The 16069-nt window shown below is 67.0% G+C and carries 11 protein-coding genes; 1 reads left to right on the forward strand and 10 read right to left on the reverse strand.

Features of this window, described 5'->3' with window-relative positions:
* Position 1: 1 nt before the first annotated feature.
* From glmS to SB771_RS02745, 7 genes are all read right to left on the reverse strand, one after another.
* Positions 2-1819 carry a glutamine--fructose-6-phosphate transaminase (isomerizing) gene (gene glmS, locus SB771_RS02715; protein WP_011660395.1) on the reverse strand — a complete coding sequence of 606 codons (1818 nt, stop codon included), beginning with the start codon at positions 1817-1819 and terminating at the stop codon, positions 2-4.
* A gap of 63 nt (positions 1820-1882) precedes the next feature.
* Positions 1883-2971, reverse strand: coding sequence for a hypothetical protein (locus SB771_RS02720; RefSeq protein WP_175659666.1), 1089 nt, complete (start codon positions 2969-2971; stop codon positions 1883-1885).
* 91 nt (positions 2972-3062) lie between these two features.
* Complete coding sequence (locus tag SB771_RS02725) at positions 3063-5222, reverse strand: polysaccharide deacetylase family protein (protein WP_175659667.1); 2160 nt, start codon at positions 5220-5222, stop codon at positions 3063-3065.
* A 351-nt stretch (positions 5223-5573) separates the two neighbouring features.
* On the reverse strand, positions 5574-6329 hold the full coding sequence (locus tag SB771_RS02730) for a hypothetical protein (RefSeq protein ID WP_175659668.1): 756 nt from the start codon (positions 6327-6329) through the stop codon (positions 5574-5576).
* A gap of 14 nt (positions 6330-6343) precedes the next feature.
* On the reverse strand, positions 6344-7384 hold the full coding sequence (locus tag SB771_RS02735; protein ID WP_175659669.1) for a YaiO family outer membrane beta-barrel protein: 1041 nt from the start codon (positions 7382-7384) through the stop codon (positions 6344-6346).
* Between the two features lie 13 nt (positions 7385-7397).
* Positions 7398-8393, reverse strand: coding sequence for a polymer-forming cytoskeletal protein (locus tag SB771_RS02740; RefSeq protein ID WP_011660390.1), 996 nt, complete (start codon positions 8391-8393; stop codon positions 7398-7400).
* 3 nt (positions 8394-8396) lie between these two features.
* On the reverse strand, positions 8397-9926 hold the full coding sequence (locus SB771_RS02745) for a glycosyltransferase family 2 protein (protein ID WP_175659670.1): 1530 nt from the start codon (positions 9924-9926) through the stop codon (positions 8397-8399).
* Between the two features lie 1239 nt (positions 9927-11165).
* On the opposite strand from SB771_RS02745, the gene wecB reads away from it, so the two are divergent.
* A complete protein-coding gene (gene wecB / locus SB771_RS02750) occupies positions 11166-12383 on the forward strand; it encodes a non-hydrolyzing UDP-N-acetylglucosamine 2-epimerase (protein WP_011660387.1) in 1218 nt (405 codons plus the stop codon).
* 81 nt (positions 12384-12464) lie between these two features.
* On the opposite strand, the gene SB771_RS02755 is transcribed toward wecB, so the two are convergent.
* From SB771_RS02755 to SB771_RS02765, 3 genes are all read right to left on the reverse strand, one after another.
* The gene (locus SB771_RS02755) at positions 12465-13253 is read right to left on the reverse strand and encodes a hypothetical protein (RefSeq protein WP_175659671.1); all 789 of its coding nucleotides are present in this window, start codon (positions 13251-13253) and stop codon (positions 12465-12467) included.
* Positions 13254-13355: 102 nt separating this feature from the next.
* A complete protein-coding gene (locus SB771_RS02760) occupies positions 13356-15218 on the reverse strand; it encodes a methyl-accepting chemotaxis protein (protein WP_175659672.1) in 1863 nt (620 codons plus the stop codon).
* A 149-nt stretch (positions 15219-15367) separates the two neighbouring features.
* Positions 15368-16054 (reverse strand): flagellar motor protein MotB, encoded by a 687-nt coding sequence (locus SB771_RS02765; RefSeq protein ID WP_175659673.1) that lies wholly within the window; start codon positions 16052-16054, stop codon positions 15368-15370.
* Positions 16055-16069 lie beyond the last annotated feature (15 nt).

The following is a 16069-nucleotide window of genomic DNA, read 5'->3' on the forward strand; positions in this document are numbered from 1 at the left end:
CTCACTCCACCGTCACCGATTTCGCGAGATTCCTCGGCTTGTCGATATCCGCGCCGCGCAGGCACGCCGCGTGATAGGCGAGCAATTGCAGCGGCACGACGTGCAGGATCGGCGACAGCAACCCGTAGTAATCCGGCATCCTCAGCACCGACACGCCTTCGCCGTTGTCGATCCGCGTATCGGCATCGGCGAACACGTAAAGCTGCCCGCCGCGCGCCCGCACCTCCTGCATGTTCGACTTGAGCTTCTCGAGCAGCGCGTCGTTCGGCGCGATCGTCGCGACCGGCATCGCGTGCGTGACGAGCGCGAGCGGCCCGTGCTTCAGCTCGCCGGCCGGATACGCTTCCGCGTGGATATACGAAATCTCCTTGAGCTTCAGCGCCCCTTCGAGCGCGATCGGGTAATGCAGCCCGCGCCCCAGAAACAGCGCATTCTCGTGCCGCGAGAACTCGACCGCCCAGCGCTCGATCTGCGGCTCCAACCCGAGCACGTCCTCGAGCGCGTCCGGCAATCGTCGCAGTTGCGTCGCATAGCGGGCGAGCTGCGCATCGTCGACATAGCCGCGCAGCCGGCCAAGCGTCACCGCGAGAATGAACAGCGCGACGAGCTGCGTCGTGAACGCCTTCGTCGACGCGACGCCGATTTCCGGGCCGGCGCGCGTCAGGAACCGCAGGCTGGTCTGACGCACCATCGCGCTGGTCGGCACGTTGCAGATCGCGAGCGTGTCGACATGACCGAGCGCCTGCGTGTACTTGAGCGCGGCAAGCGTGTCGGCGGTCTCGCCCGATTGCGACACGCTGACCACCAGCGTATTCGGCAGCGCGAGCGCGTCGCTGTAACGGTATTCGCTCGCGATCTCGACCTGCGCGGGCAGCCGCGCGATCGTCTCGAGCCAGCGGCGCGCAGTCAGGCCGGAATAGTAGCTCGTGCCGCACGCGAGAATCAGCACGTTGTCGATCTGCTCGAACGCCCGCGCGGCATCCGGGCCGAATGCCGCCGGATCGAACAGCCCCGCATCGGGAATGGTCGCGGCCACGGCCTGCGGTTGCTCGAAGATTTCCTTCTGCATGAAATGCCGGTACGGTCCGAGCTCGACCACGCCCTGCGTCGACGAGACGGTCTGGATCGGGCGTTCGACCGGCGTGCCGCCGCGCTCGAGAATTCGCACGCCGCCCGGCGTCAGCTCGACGATGTCGCCTTCCTCGAGAAAGATGAAGCGGTCGGTGATGCCGGCGAGCGCGAGCGCGTCGGACGCCAGAAAACATTCGTCGTCCTTCAGGCCGACGACGAGCGGCGAGCCGACACGCGCGCCGATCAGCCGCTGCGGCTCGTGCTTGCTGAACACCGCGATCGCATATGCGCCGTGCAGCTGCGACGTCGCATCGCGCACGGCGGCGAGCAGGTCGCCGCGATACTTGCTGTGGATCAGGTGGGCGACGACCTCGGTGTCGGTCTGGCCGTCGAATTCGTAATGCTCGTCAGACAGTTGCCTGCGCAACGTTTCGTGATTCTCGATGATGCCGTTGTGCACGAGCGCGATTTCGTCGCGCGAGAAGATCGGATGCGCGTTGCACGTGGCGGGCGCGCCGTGCGTCGCCCAGCGCGTGTGCGCGATGCCGGTGGTGCCGGACAGCCCGGCGCTGCGCACGTGCGCGTCGAGATCCGCGACGCGCGACACGCTGCGCTCGCGGCGTGCGTGGCCATCGACGACGGTCGCCACGCCGCATGAATCATAGCCTCGATATTCGAGGCGGCGCAAACCTTCGATCAGAATCGGAACGATGTTCCGTTGCGCGACCGCGCCGACGATGCCACACATGACACGTCTCCTTCCCTTTGTCCGTTCATGAACCGCGGGCCGAACCGTGCGCCGTTGTATCAATCAGCGCGATCCGGTCACCGTGACCTCCGCCGTCGTGAACCCGCATTTGGCGGGCGCGAGCGGGTCGGTCATCCTGTTTTCGAATGCCAGGTACAGTGCCTCCTCCAGTACATTCCAGTGCGGGCCGTGACGATACGGGCCCGAGCGGGCATACCAGCAGGCGACGGTGTTCCAGTCGTTCATCTTGTATGCGACCAGCGCGATCAGCCCCCACGGAAAATCGGAGCCGGCGAGTTGCATCCAGGTCTTGCCGTACTTCTGCATCCACTGCGCATAGATCCGGTCGTTCGACTGGTCCGGCACCTGGATGCCCGACAGGATCGGGAAAATCTGCGCGACTTTCGCCGGATAGAAGCTCGCGTCGCTGATCTTCTGCGTGCTCGCGCGAAAGCCGGATTGCGTGCCGCGCCAGAACACCTTCACGATCGCCGACGACAGCCGGTCGGCGCGCTGGCTCCACGGCGCCGCACGCGCGGCGTCGCCGCGGCGCATGTAATACGCGGCGAACGCCTGGAACGCACTGTGCACCTCGACGTTGTCCATCAGCAGCGCGACATGCAGCGACGACGAGATCTGATAGACGCCGGTCGTCTTGTCGAGCAGCGCGTCCAGGTGCGCGCCCGCGCGGTTCAGGCTGAGCTCCCACGCGGCCGGCATCCCGTCAGGCGGTGCGAAGCGTGCGAGCAGCTCGATCCAGGTCGCCATCATCGCGTCGTCCGCGTCGGCTTCCGCGCACCGGTTCGTCAGGCCGTCCTTCACGCAATAGCGGTCGAAGCCGCCGTCCGGGCGCTGGCGCGGCAACAGCCATGCGATCCACGCGAGCGCCGACTGACGGGCATCCATCCGCGTATCGGCCGCGGCAAGTAGCGCCTTCGCCGCAAAATAAGGATCGATGCCGGCCCCGTTCAGCCGCACGGTGATCGCGCCGTCCGGGCGCTGATACAGCCCGTTGAGCTGGAGTTCGGCGGCGCCCGCGGGCAGCACGGAGCAGCACGCGGCGACGCAGCAGGCAACGCGCCACGCATGGCACAGCCTGACGGTGGCCGCCACGCACGTGCGTGCGGCGGGGAAAAGCGCGGGCCAGTTCATGATGTGGGGCTCCTGCGCGGTAGTGCTGCGCATTCGTCGCCGAACGCGGCGTTGGCCGCGTCGCGTCCGGCGAACAGGTCGACGGTGCGACTCAGTGCAGCTTGACGCTGCTGAACTTGAGGCTGGTGCCGCTGGTCGCGGTCACGAGCCAGTACGTCGAGTCGGTGATGCCGATGGTGCCGATGCCTTGCGTGATGATCGGCGTCCCGAAGCTGGCCTTCGGCAGCAGCCACGTCATGTTCGCGAGGCTCGTCGGGTGGCTGGCCGAGAAGGCCCAGCCGGTGCCCGTGTCGGTGGCCGACCACGTGACGTTCAGGCGTGCGCGGTCGAACACCGTGATGTCGGTCATCGTGTACCACCTGAACTGCCCGGTCAGCTTCAGCGAGTTGGCCTGCGAGAAGATGGCGGACAGCGTCGACGTGTACGACGACGCGCCGAGCGGGTGCGCATAGATCAGCCGGCTCGTGCGATTCGCGACGACGAAGTTCATCAGCGACGCGTACCAGTTGTTCACGTCGCTCGTCGGCACCGCAAACTGCTGAAACTCCTCGAACGTCGCGTACTTGCCGAACGGCATCACCGGATAAGCCCACAGGCCCGGGTTCAGCATCGCGCCGTTGCGATACGCGCGGGTCGGCGCCGAGCCGGTGTGGCCGGTGAAGTAGTACCCGTTGAAGCCGTTGCTCTGGAGCCAGTTCACCGACCAGGTCGGCGTGTTGCCTTCCGGCGCCGCGTATTCGACGTCCGGCTGAGCGGTCACGGCCTGCACGGCCTGATGGTTCATCACCAGGTACTGCGTGAACGTGCTCGCGTTCGTCTCGCTTGCATTCGCGCCCCAGTAGTCGTGGATCCAGCCGCCGTGACTGCCGACGCGATGCCCCTTGAGCAGGAAGTACTTGAGGAGATTCTGCGCGGACGGATTGTTGGCGAGATTGATGCCGCCTCCGTCGCCGAAGGCTGCTTCGTCGGGGCCGGCCGTCACCACGAGCGAGAACGGCCCGTTGTTCCACACACCGAGGCTCTTCAGGTAAAGCGCCGGCTGGATCTGATCGCCTGCGCAGAAGTGCCAGTTGAACACGAGCCCGGCCTGCGCCTTCGGCAGCGGCGACAGCGACGGCAGGTTCAGCAGCTTCATGCCGAAATAATGCAGGTAGCCGTGGATCAGCATCCCGTCGGTCTGACCGTCGAGGTAGGCCAGCGGCAGGTTGACGAACAGCACGCCGCCGTTGCCGTACGTGTTGTAGCCCGATACCAGCCCGAACGTCGGCGAGGTCAGGATCGTGGTGCCGGTGTACGTGCCTTGCGTGACGAAGCTCGGATAGCTCAGGAAGCCGTATACGTAGCCGGAGATCCCTTCGAGCGTGTCGGTGGTGGTGGCCAGCGTGGATGCCAGCGTGTTGGCGGTCGTACCCGTCGCGGTGCTCAGCAGCGAGCCGGCGCTATACGAAGTGGTCTTCTTCAGCTTGCCGGTCACGGCGCCCGTGATCTTCGGGAGGGACTGGCTCAGCACACCGCTGCCGGCGGGCGGCGTCGAGTACTGGAACCACGCGCCGTGGTTGTAGTTCGCGAGGCCGCCCGGGTTCGACGGGCTTGCGGGCAGGAACAGCGCGCTGCCGGACGTGGACCCCGTCGATGCCGAAGTCGTCGACGTGCCGGAGTTGCTCGTCGACGCGAACGACGTCGCGGGGCTGGCGGTCGTGCCCGACGCAGTCGTCGTCCAGGCCATCGACTTGCCCGGAGGCACCTGCAGCGTGCGCAGCCAGCTGCTCATGCCGGTCACGGTGCCGAGGCCGATCATGTTGCCGCCGTATTGGTCATACAGCACGTAGTCGACGCCGGCCATGCTGCTGAAGCGCGATTTCGGGCTCACATAGAAGCCTGCGGCGTTCAGTACGCCGAAATCATAGACGAGCATCACCTTGCCGCCATTGAGCGCATAGTTCTGGATTGCCGTCACGAGCGTGTCGGCGGCCGTCGTATGAATCTGGTCCGGCAGGATCAGGCCCGGATACTGCGACAGCGTCGAGCCGGCGGCCATGAACTGGCTGTCGGTCATCACCTTGATCTGCAGCCCTTCTTCCTGCGCGGTATCGAGCCACGCGGACACGCGCGGATCCGGCAGTGTCAGCGTGTCGGGCACCAGCAGCAGCAGCTGGTTGGTGGCCGCCCGGACGACGCCCGGACTGAATGCGATCGCGAGCGCGAACAACGCAAACAGAATCCGCAAGAACTTGCCTGACTTTGCCAACATGGTGTGCTCCTCGCTTCAGGAATGAGTGGCGCGCGGCGGCAGCGCTGCGCGTGCCGTCAGGTCAACCAACCTTGCCCGGTGGATGTGTGGGGCTGCCCGGTTCGTCGAGCATCGAACGGCATCTGCCATCGGCAGCCGGACGGTGAATCGGCCCCGGCTTGCCGCGCCGTCTTCTCCGGGGAAAACGAATCGATGCGACGAAGGAGAAGAAGCGAACAACGTGCCATTGGCGCCAGAGCCCCGGTCGCGCTCGCTTCGTGCGCCGGGCTCCCGACAGGCCGGCCGAAAACGCGGCCGAATCGTTTCATCACTGATACGGCGGCGTTTGCGCGCTATCTCCGCGCGAACCATCTAAGGATTCGTCAGCGAGCCGGGCCAGCTCGCGCAGTAGGTGTAGAGCGTGACCAGCAGGCCGATCAGCAGCGGGCCGCCAAGCAGGAAATAGCAGAACGGCAAGAACAGCAGCGAGCCGTGATGGATGATGACCGCGTGCAGCAGCATCACGAACGGCAGCGCGAACACGAAATAGCCGACCACGAGCACCGACGCGACGATCTTTTGCAGCAGCGAGAAATCGAGCGGGTAGTAAAGCGCCGCCATCACCAGCGGAATCACCGCGATCGCCGCGCCGTGCAGCACGAACATGTCGCGCAGATGCAGCATCGGCACGTACGGAAACGCACCCGGCGCCAGCCAGAAATACGCGCAGATCAGCAGCTGCGTGAAGCTCGCGATACGTAACAGATATGCAACGGGCAGCCACTTGGCCCGCCGGAAAAACGACGCGCCGAAGCCGATCGCGCAAATCGCGGCGGTGACGGCCAGCTGCGTTGCGCTCGGCATCCGCGCGGCAAGGTCGATCGACAGCAGCGCCACGCGCGGCGCGTCGGGCGGATAGCCGAGCGCGATCACGTGGAGCGCCGGATCGAGCTCGTGCGCGCCCCATGCGAGGACCGCGCGCCAGTAGCGCCACGCCAGCGGCAGGCCCAGCCACAGCAACGCATAGAGCGTCGGTGTCAGCAGCACGATCGACGTCAGCCAGCGCTGCGGGTGCGGGTGGATCCGCAGCGACCGGTCGACGGGAGGACGGACGGGATGCGTCTGCATGGCGCCCGCCCCCGCTACCAACGATAGAACACGCTCAGCTCGCCGCCGATCCGTGAATAGTAGGGGTTATGGTAGTAGTCGAATTCGAGTTGGGTACCCCACTTGCGCGTGAACCAGTAGCGCCACTTCGCGGAAAGCTCGTGACTGCGGAAATCCGCGATCTGCGAGCCGGAACCGGTGATCTGATACGCCTCGCGGCCGAACCCGCCGCGCAGCACGATCACGCTCTTGCCGACTTCGCCGTAGGTGACGGCGCCGTAGTACTGGGGCGCCTTCACCGACCCGGGCGAATCGACCGTATAGTTCGCGCCCGCCTCGAAGATCCACTTCGGCAGCGCGTACCAGATCACGCCGGCGTGATACAGCTGATCCTTGTGGCCGCTGCGGTTGCGTGCATAGCCGGCGCCCAGCGACACGATCAGCGAACGGTCCGGCAGCAGCTTGCGGTTGATCGACAGGTCGACGCGCATGCTCGGCAGGATCGTCCCGGACGTGGTGCCGGCAAAGCCGATGCCGCCGAACCAGTTCGGTCCCATGTCCTGCACGTACGTCAGCGAGCCGAGCTGCGTGTTCTCGCCGAAACGGTGCAGTTGCGCCAGCTCGCCGAGTATCGTGCGGCCGCCGTCCTGATAGATGCCGCGCACATGCACGCCGTACCAGTTGCCATAGCCGTGCGTCAGGTGCGCGCTGGACACGCCGAGCGACATCTCGGCATGCGATTCGCTCGGCGCCTGCACATGCGCGATCACGGCGTCGGGCAACGGCGGCCGATTCGTATCCTCGGGCGTGAATTCGGCGAGCGACATGCCATCCGGCAAGCCTTCTGGCGTCACGCGCACGAACACGGGAGCGTCGAGCGTGCGCGGCACGATAACTGGCGAGGCGACTGGTGCAGCGACGGGTGCCGCAACGTCGGGCGACTGCGCGGGCGGCGGCGCGCCGGCATCATCCGGCTGCGCCGCGAGCGCCGGCAGCGGGCCGACGGCGACGCCGTACAGCACCGCCAGGGCGGCGACCGGCGCGCGCGCGCCGCGACGACGAAAACGATCGGACATGAGAAGGCGCTCCTTAACGGGATGCGTGGAACCAGCCGCTGCGGCAGGCGACGAGGTCGCCGTGCACGCAGGCATGACCGATGACCGAGACGTCGCGTGCGCATGCGCTGACAGGATGTCCGGGGGCGCCGATGCGCCCGCCGGTCAGGCGCAGCAGGCCGCCGGCGGACACGACGCCATCGATGCAGCTGCCGCTCGCGAGCAGCACGTCGTCCCGCGCGAACACCGCGCCGTGCAGGAATGCGTGGCGTTCGAGCTCGACGCGATGCGCCTTGACACTGCCACGCAGCACGCAGCCGTCGCCGAGCACCAGCGTGCCGTCCACCACGAGGTTGCCCTGCACGACCGTGTGCGCGGGCAGACGCACATCGCAGGGCAGCAGGTAGCGGCCATGCACGTAGCGATACGGCAGCTTCGCGAAGTGGCGCGTCAGCGAGACCGCGCGGCGCGGCGCGCCGGCCGTATCGGCGGCCGGCAGCTCCGGGGCCTTGCCGAACACGATCGGCTCGCCGTACAGGCACACGAAGCCGCCCGCGCCGTGCAGGTACATCGTCCCGCCGACCACGACGCCGCGCAGCACCGCGCTTTCGACGTCGATGTGCGATGCGTGCGCGAGCATGCCGATCGTCGCGCCCGCGTGAATGTCGATGCGCTGCTCGGCGAACGCATACGCGGCCCGCGCGCCGCCGTCGAGCGTGATCGCGCGATCCGCGTACAGCACGTCGTCGCAATGCTCGTGACGCAACACGCGAATCTCTTCGTCATGCCGCACCAGCAGCCCCAGCGCGTGCCACGGCGGCGCGGCGGACGGATCGGCCGGCGGCGCATCGTCGGCGTGCATGCGCAGCGCATCGTGCCAGCGCGCGGCGAGCAGCGCCTGGTCGACGAACGGTCCGTCGCCGATCGGCAGCGCCGCGACGTCGCTGCGCCGGATCAGTTCATGCAGCAACGGCAGGAACGGCAGGCTGAGCACCCCGGCCACCGGCACCATCACATTGAAAGTCGTCATCGTTCATCGCCCCGGTTTCAGTTGCCGGCGAAAGCGCTCGGTCTTGTCCCATTTCAGTTCGCGGCGCAACGCGATGTCGAGCGCGAGCCCCCACAGCGCGGACACCACCGCCGCAATCGTCACGCAAAAGCCGACCACGTTGACGGGCACGAGCCGCAGGCGGGTCGCGCGACCGTCGAGCCGGGCAGCGACGACGATCTCGAAGAACACGCCGAAATTGCCGAAGGTGCTGAAGCCGAACAGCGCGAACAGCGACACGAGCAGGCCGAGCGCCGTCGAGTTGACGCCGTTGAGCAGATAGAGCGTGATCGCGGTCGCCCATGCGATCGCGAGCAGCGCGGGCATCAGGAACACGCCGAGCAGCAGCGCGCCGTCGAGCCGGCAGCGCCGCGAGAGCAGCGGATTGCGCAACACCGGGCCGAGATAGCGCAGCAGCGTCTGGTTATGGCCCTTCGCCCAGCGCGTCAGTTGGCGCGCACGCACCGCCCAGCGCTCGGGCACTTCCTCATAGCATTCGGCGTGATTCAGATAGACCGTGCGCCAGTCGCTCAACAGCAGGCGATAGGTCATGTCGGTATCCTCGGCGAGCGTGTCGTCGCACCAGCCGCCGACCGCATCGAGCGCGCTCTTGCGGATTCCGCCGACGGTGCCGCCGTATTGCGGCACCAGGTTCAGGTTGTTGCGCGCTTGCTGGTTGACCTGGTAGCCGCCCGCGCGCTCGAGATCGAGCAACCTTGCGAGCAGGTTGCTGTCGGCGTTCTGCGGCACGACGCGGCCCATCACCGCGCCGACTTCCGGATCGAAGAACGGCGCGACGAGTTCCTTCAACAGCCCGGGGCGCGGCAGGTAGTCGGCATCGAACACCACCATGATGTCGCCGCGGATGAAACGCAGCGCATCCTTCAGCGCGGCGGCCTTGCCCGGCTTGCCGCTCTCGCGGTGAAACGGCTTGACGAGATCGGGCGCCAGCGCCTGCACCTCGTCGATCAGCGCACGCGTGTTGTCGGTCGAACGGTCGTTGACCGGAATGATCGTGAGCCGGTCGCGCGGATAGGTCGTCGCGAGCAACGCCATCAGGCAATCGACGACGACGGCCTCCTCGTTGTGCGCGGCGACGAACACCGTGAGGCGCGGCCATTCGCCGTGGGTAATCGTCTGATAAGGCGCGTGCTGCGGCTTGAACAGGCGGTCGAGACTGAATACGTAATGCCGCGCGGCGTAGACGCAGGTCAGCAGCGTGAACAGCCACAGGTACGCGACGCCCGGCATCAGCAGCGTGTCGGGATCGAACGTGATTCGCGCGTCGTCGGCCCGCGCCGTTTGGAGCAGCGCGTTCGCATCGGTCGACTCGCGCACCGCGAGCGGCGCGGCATCGCGCACGCTGTGCCCGGCCGCATCGGCCACCGACATGCCGACGCGCACCGCTGCGGCCGCCGGCCGCGTGGCGGTGTCGCGCACGGCCAGCGAGCAGGCCAGCACGATCAACAGCAGAATGCCTTCGATGCAGAGCGACACCGACCGACGGTTCTTCATGTCCTGCCCCCGTGCCGGCGACGGCGGCCGCCGAGCGTTGGAGCCCGGGCCGTGAGTCGCGCGGATGTCAATGGGAAGCGGCTGCACGTTCGTCGCGCATGCGCGGCCTTCTTCCGCGCAGGACGAGCGTGGTGTGCCGCTTTCCGGATTCGCTGCTGTGGCGCTCCGTCCGTCCGCTGTCGTAGCAACACGTCGGAACGCGCCTGTCCGGCCAGAACAAGCAAGCGGCGAGCCATCGGCCGCCGTGCCGCGTGCGGCAAGGGCTAGCCAGCAAGCGGCACGCGCGGTCGGGGCCGCGGGCGGAGTTTTTGATTCATCTGCGAATCAGCTTTTCCGCGATACGCGCGGCCCGGACTCGCGCCGCGTACGCATCCGGCGGCGAATCGTCTGCTCTTCACGTGCGTGTCGCCTTGCGCGACGCGGCTCACGAACGTAACCGATCGCGAATCGCCGTGACATGCGCCGTGGGCGGCAAGCGTGCGCGGCGCCCGCCGCGGTGCGCCACTGATGGGCGCGACACGGATGCGGCCGCGTCATTCCGGCCGCGCGTTACAGATGCGCAACATTTCGAGCTTGTCAGCCCGGACGACGCCGGCGCCGCACCACGGCGACGAAATCACGCGTGCGCGACCGGAATCGGATGCGCGATGACGCCGCGTTCATTGCCCAGACAAAATTCGCAGATCGAAGCGATTCAATGCGCTTCGAAGGATGCATGACGTTCGACCACCCACCGATGCACGACCCCCATCGCTGTTCGCCGAATGATGCGAGCGGGCCGATCGCGCGCGCGGCCGCCCGTTTATCTGCGTCGCGACCGCCCGCCGATGGGGCGTCCGTAGCAGTTGTGAAACGTTCCTTGACGAACCGCGCGGGCTCCGCGATCCGGACCATTCCGGAGGGCGGCTGGTTTGAATATTGCTGTATCGAACGCAGGGACACCCACCGGGTGCGCCATCGCGTGGCAGTGCGAAAGGTGTGACGGAAGACGTGGCGATCGATACAGCGAGGAACGCTCATGACGTGATCGACGAGATCCAAGGTAACGGGCGTAGTCCGACGATTGCGTGGCGCAGACCGCGCGGATAGAAGCGGCGCGCTCGCCCGCACCGCCGCCGCATGTCGCGCGGCCGGCGCCGGTCGGCGCGACCGCGTGCGGGCACGGGACGGTTCGCCAGCCACCCTGCTTGGCGCCAGGTACCGTGTCGTACGGTGCGAAGAAGCTCAACGAGGATAACGATGAAAAAGATCTTGCTTGTGTTCGGGACTCGGCCGGAAGCCATCAAGATGGCGCCGCTCGTGCGCGCACTCAAGGCGCGCAGGGATGTCGACGCCCGGGTATGCGTCACCGCCCAGCATCGGGAAATGCTGGATCAGGTCCTCACGTTGTTCGGCATCAAGCCCGACTACGATCTCAATCTGATGCGTCAGAGCCAGACGCTGACCGACGTGACGACCGGCATCCTGCAGGCGATCGGCGTCGTTTTCGAGGATTTCCATCCCGACGTCGTCCTGGTGCACGGCGATACGACGACGACGCTGGCCGTGAGTCTCGCCGCGTTCTATCGCTATCTGCCGGTCGGACACGTGGAAGCCGGTTTGCGCAGCGGCGACATCTGGTCGCCGTGGCCCGAGGAACTGAATCGCCGCGTGACCGACGCTGTGTCGTCATGGCATTTCGCGCCGACCGGCCAGGCGCGCGACAACCTGTTCAGCGAAGGCATCCCGGTGGGTGCGGTCGTGATGACCGGCAACACCGTGATCGATGCGCTGCACGACGTCAAACGGATGCTCGATCACAATGCCGAGCTCAACGATACCGTCGCCGCGCACTTTCCGTTTCTCGAGCCGTCGCGTCGCGTCGTGCTGATCACCGGCCATCGCCGCGAGAGCTTCGGCGAGCCGTTCCGGCATTTCTGCAACGCGCTCGGCGCGCTCGCGAACCGCTATCGCGATGCGCAGTTCGTCTATCCTCTGCACATGAATCCGAACGTGCGCGAGCCGGCGCGCGCGCTGCTCGGCGACGTGCCGAACATTTACCTGATCGATCCGCAGGAATATCTTTCGTTCGTATTCCTGATGTCACGCGCGCATTTCATCATCACGGATTCTGGCGGCATCCAGGAGGAAGGGCCGGCGCTCGGCAAGCCGGTGCTCGTCACGCGCGAGACGACCGAGCGCCCCGAAGCGATCCAGGCCGGCACCGCGCGGCTCGTCGGCACGGATCAGGAACGGATCATCTGGGAGGCGTCGCGGCTGTTCGACAGCGAGAGCGCGTATGAGGAAATGGCGCGCGCGAGCAATCCGTATGGCGACGGCCACGCGAGCGAGCGGATCGTTCACGCGCTGATGCATATGCCGGGAGCGAGCGCGAACGCGACGAGCTTTTCGATGGGCGCCGCGGAGATGCCGTTCAACGCGCTCGCGCTGGGGTTGCAGGCGTTGCGCTCGCCTTGAGCGCCATCGTCCGACGGCATCCCGACGGGCGGCGACGCGGGCGTGTCGTTGCCGTTTCCCGCTGCCCGTCGCTGCCGTCCACTATCGAGCCACCGCATCCGCCATCGATTGCGCCTGCGCGATCAGCCGCGGGTAAATCCGCTGGGACGCCATCTGTTTGGCGAAACACGCCTGCCGCGCATCCTCGGGCACGCGCGCCGCACTGCATGCCGCGATCGGGCGCAGCGTCACGCTCTTCCACAGGATGTACACCCGTTGGCCCTGCCGCACCGACACGGCCAGCGTGTTCGGCCCGTCCGGCACGCCGTCCTGGCTTTCGCCCAGCAGCAACGCCTTCACGACGCCGTCGGCCGGCTGCCGCTTGACGGGCACTTCGGCGAAGCGAAACGCCGCGGCGTCGTCGCCGAACACGTTCGTGTAAAGCGTTTCATTGTCGAACATCACGGCGACGTCGTCGGTCGGCTTGATGCCCGCATCCGCGGTACTCGCCCACGCCTTCAGCAGCGCAACCGTCGTCACGACGAGATTCGTCTTGCCGTCCTCCGACTTGAAGGACAACCCGTCCGGCCCCGACGGCATTCCGTCGACCGGGCCGACACTCTGCACGGTGCCCTCCGCCTTCGCGGCAAACCCTCTCGCGCGGACCGTGCCGATCAGCTTCGCGAGCCGTGCATTCACGTCGGCCGTGTACTGCTTGTCGAGGGCCGCCCGATCCTCGATCCGGGCCGCCGCCAGGCTCGCCGCGGCCTTGCTCCGATAGGCAAGATACGACTGCGCCGGCGATGCGATCACCTTCGCCCCGACCGCGGCGAGCACCGCCGCGACCACCACCACCCCCGCCCCGACCTTCAGTCTTGATATGCGCTTCATTTTTTATGACGTTACCGAACCCCGCGCCGACAGCGAAAACGGCTGCCGTCATCCCGCGGCAGCCGTCCCTCAGAAACGCTTCATTCTAACGTCGCGCAGGCTTCACTCGTCGACCTTGAACGCCGATACCAGTCGCGTCAGTTCCGCCGCCTGTTGCTTCAGGCTTTCCGCGGCCGCCGCGCTTTCCTCGACCAGCGCCGCATTCTGCTGCGTCATCTGATCGAGCGACTGCACCGCGTCGCCGATCTGGTCGATGCCCGCGCTCTGCTCCAGGCTCGCCTCGGCGATCTCGCTCATCATCGCGCTGACGCCCTGCACCTGCGACACGACATCGCGCATCACCTTGCCGGCCTCGCTGACGAGCCGCGACCCGGTGTTCACCGTGCCCGCGCTGTGCTCGATCAGCGCCTTGATCTCCTTCGCCGCCTGCGCGCTGCGCTGCGCGAGGTTGCGCACTTCCGCGGCGACGACCGCGAACCCGCGCCCCTGCTCGCCGGCCCGGGCCGCCTCGACCGCGGCGTTCAGCGCGAGGATGTTCGTCTGGAACGAGATGCTGTCGATCATCACGATGATCTCGGAGATCCGTTGCGACGCATCGCTGATCTGCTCCATCGTCGACACGACTTCGCCGACGACCTGCCCGCCGCGCGACGCCGTATCGGATGCGCCGGTGATCAGCTTCGCGGCCGTGGTCGCGGTTTCGGTGTTGTTGCGCACGACCGCCGTGATTTCCTCCATCGACGAAGCCGTGCGCTCGAGGTTGCTCGACTGCCCTTCGGTGCGCTCACTGAGATCCGCGTTGCCCGACGCGATCTGCGCGGAGCCGGTCGCGATCGATGCGGACGCCGCGCGAATCCGGTGCACGAGCGTCGACAACGATGACACGAAGCGGTTGAACGCGTCCGACAACTGGCCGATCTCGTCGTCGCTCTCGACCGTCATCCGGCGCGTCAGGTCGCCCTGGCCGCTCGCGATCTCCGACAGCAGCGTCGCCGCGCGGCGGATCGGCGCGGCGATCGCGCGCCCGACCAGCCAGATCACGACCAGCGCGACGCCGAGGCCCACCACCGCGGCGACCAGCGCCGCGCTGCGAATCGCGCGCGTGACCGGCCCGAGCAGTTCGGCCTGCGGCACTTCGACGACCACGTACGCATTCAGCTCCGGAATGAACGACGTCGCGATGAAACGCGCACCGCCGTCGCCGTCGTAGCTCAGGTATGCATACGGTTTGCCGGCCAGCAGCGTCGATGCCGCGTCGCCGGGTAGGCCCGCTTCGTCCTTCAGGAAGTGCTTGCCGTCGATCAGCGACGTATCGCGATGCATCATGAACGCGCCGTCCGGCCGCACGAGGTACGCGAACCCGGTGTCGCCGATCCGGTACGCGGCGATGCCCTTCGCGAGCGCATCGACGGACAGGCTCATGCTGGCCGCGCCGATCGGCGCGCCGTCGAGCTCCACGCGGCTGTTGATGAACATCATGTAGCCGCCGAGCGTGACTTCGCGATCCATGTTCACGTCGAAGGCCTTGCCGGATGCGAGGAAGTTCGTCAGCCACCGATCCTCGCCGGTGACCTTGCGCTGCAGGCCGCCTTCGTTGTAGTAGTTGCCGCTCTTCACCGACACCCACTGCACGGACGCCGCCTTCTGCTCATCCTTCACGTTCTTCGCTAGCTGGATCCAGTTGCGCGTGCCGGCGTCCGGCTCGCCGTCGGCTTCCCATTGCAGCAGGAACGCATCGCGCGCGAGCAGGCGCGACGCGGCGATCGGCCCGGCCATCTGCCGCTGCACGTCGGCGCGAATGCCGCTGACGGCCGTCGGCAACTCTTCGCGGACGACGCGATCGCGCACCGCGTGACCGATCAGGCGGACGCTCAACCCGCTCGAGATCGCGACGAACACGAGCAGGCAACTCGTCATGCTGAGAATCAGCTTGTTCTGAATGGACAGCTTGCGCCAGAAATGCATGGGGAACCCTCGATAACCGCTCGGTCTGAGCCAGCTTGGGTTATCGGCAGGCACGCGCGAAATCGCATCGCCGATTTCACATGGCCGTCATGCGGGATCCGATATGTGGTCGACGGGCGGGCGTGGCGTGCCCGTCGAGCGTCGCGCGATCAATACGCGACGAAGATCGTCACGCGGCGGTTGCGCGCCCGCGCGGGCGCATCGTCGCCGGCGACGAGCGGCTGCGTGTCGGCTCGCCCGATCGCCGCGAGCCGGTGCGGCGCGACGCCGCGCTCGGCCAGATAGCGCACGACGCTGCCCGCCCGCGCGGATGACAGCTCCCAGTTCGATTCGTATTTCGCGTTCGCGATCGGCGCGCTGTCGGTATGCCCCTCGACGAGTATGTCGCCGGTCGCATGCTCGCTCAACGCGCGCGCGATCTCACTCAGCACCGGCGTCGCGTCGGGCAGCAGGCGCGCATCGCCGACGTTGAACAGGATCTTCGCATCGATGCCGATCTCGATGCCGTGCGGCGCGCGCACGAGCGAGATGCGGCCGTTCGTCTTCAGCGCATCGAGCGACGTCAGCCATGCGGGCGCGCGCTCGGGTGTCGCAGGTGCGGCCGCCGTCACGCTTGACGCACCTCCGTCGTGCCGCGCGAGCGTCTGATAGCGCGCATCGAGCGCGTTGTATTTCGCGAGCTGCAGCACGTACAGCGCGAGAAACAGCACCATCAGCGTCGTGATGAGATCCGCGTAGGAAATCAGCCAGCGTCCGGACTGCGTGCCTTCCGCTTCATCGTCGTCGCGGTCGGCCGCAGCCGAAGCCGCACGCATGCCGTCAGTTCGAGCCGTCATGTCGAAGCTCCCGGT

It is taken from the genome of Burkholderia sp. SIMBA_051, assembly GCF_046534915.1.
GTDB classification, from domain to species: Bacteria; Pseudomonadota; Gammaproteobacteria; order Burkholderiales; family Burkholderiaceae; genus Burkholderia; species Burkholderia ambifaria.

Coding starts and splice junctions, on each gene's coding strand:
- glmS (WP_011660395.1), bottom strand. CDS start 1,819: ATGTGTGGCATCGTCGGCGCGGTCGCGCAACGGAACATCGTTCCGATT.
- SB771_RS02720 (WP_175659666.1), bottom strand. CDS start 2,971: ATGAACTGGCCCGCGCTTTTCCCCGCCGCACGCACGTGCGTGGCGGCC.
- SB771_RS02725 (WP_175659667.1), bottom strand. CDS start 5,222: ATGTTGGCAAAGTCAGGCAAGTTCTTGCGGATTCTGTTTGCGTTGTTC.
- SB771_RS02730 (WP_175659668.1), bottom strand. CDS start 6,329: ATGCAGACGCATCCCGTCCGTCCTCCCGTCGACCGGTCGCTGCGGATC.
- SB771_RS02735 (WP_175659669.1), bottom strand. CDS start 7,384: ATGTCCGATCGTTTTCGTCGTCGCGGCGCGCGCGCGCCGGTCGCCGCC.
- SB771_RS02740 (WP_011660390.1), bottom strand. CDS start 8,393: ATGACGACTTTCAATGTGATGGTGCCGGTGGCCGGGGTGCTCAGCCTG.
- SB771_RS02745 (WP_175659670.1), bottom strand. CDS start 9,926: ATGAAGAACCGTCGGTCGGTGTCGCTCTGCATCGAAGGCATTCTGCTG.
- wecB (WP_011660387.1), top strand. CDS start 11,166: ATGAAAAAGATCTTGCTTGTGTTCGGGACTCGGCCGGAAGCCATCAAG.
- SB771_RS02755 (WP_175659671.1), bottom strand. CDS start 13,253: ATGAAGCGCATATCAAGACTGAAGGTCGGGGCGGGGGTGGTGGTGGTC.
- SB771_RS02760 (WP_175659672.1), bottom strand. CDS start 15,218: ATGCATTTCTGGCGCAAGCTGTCCATTCAGAACAAGCTGATTCTCAGC.
- SB771_RS02765 (WP_175659673.1), bottom strand. CDS start 16,054: ATGACGGCTCGAACTGACGGCATGCGTGCGGCTTCGGCTGCGGCCGAC.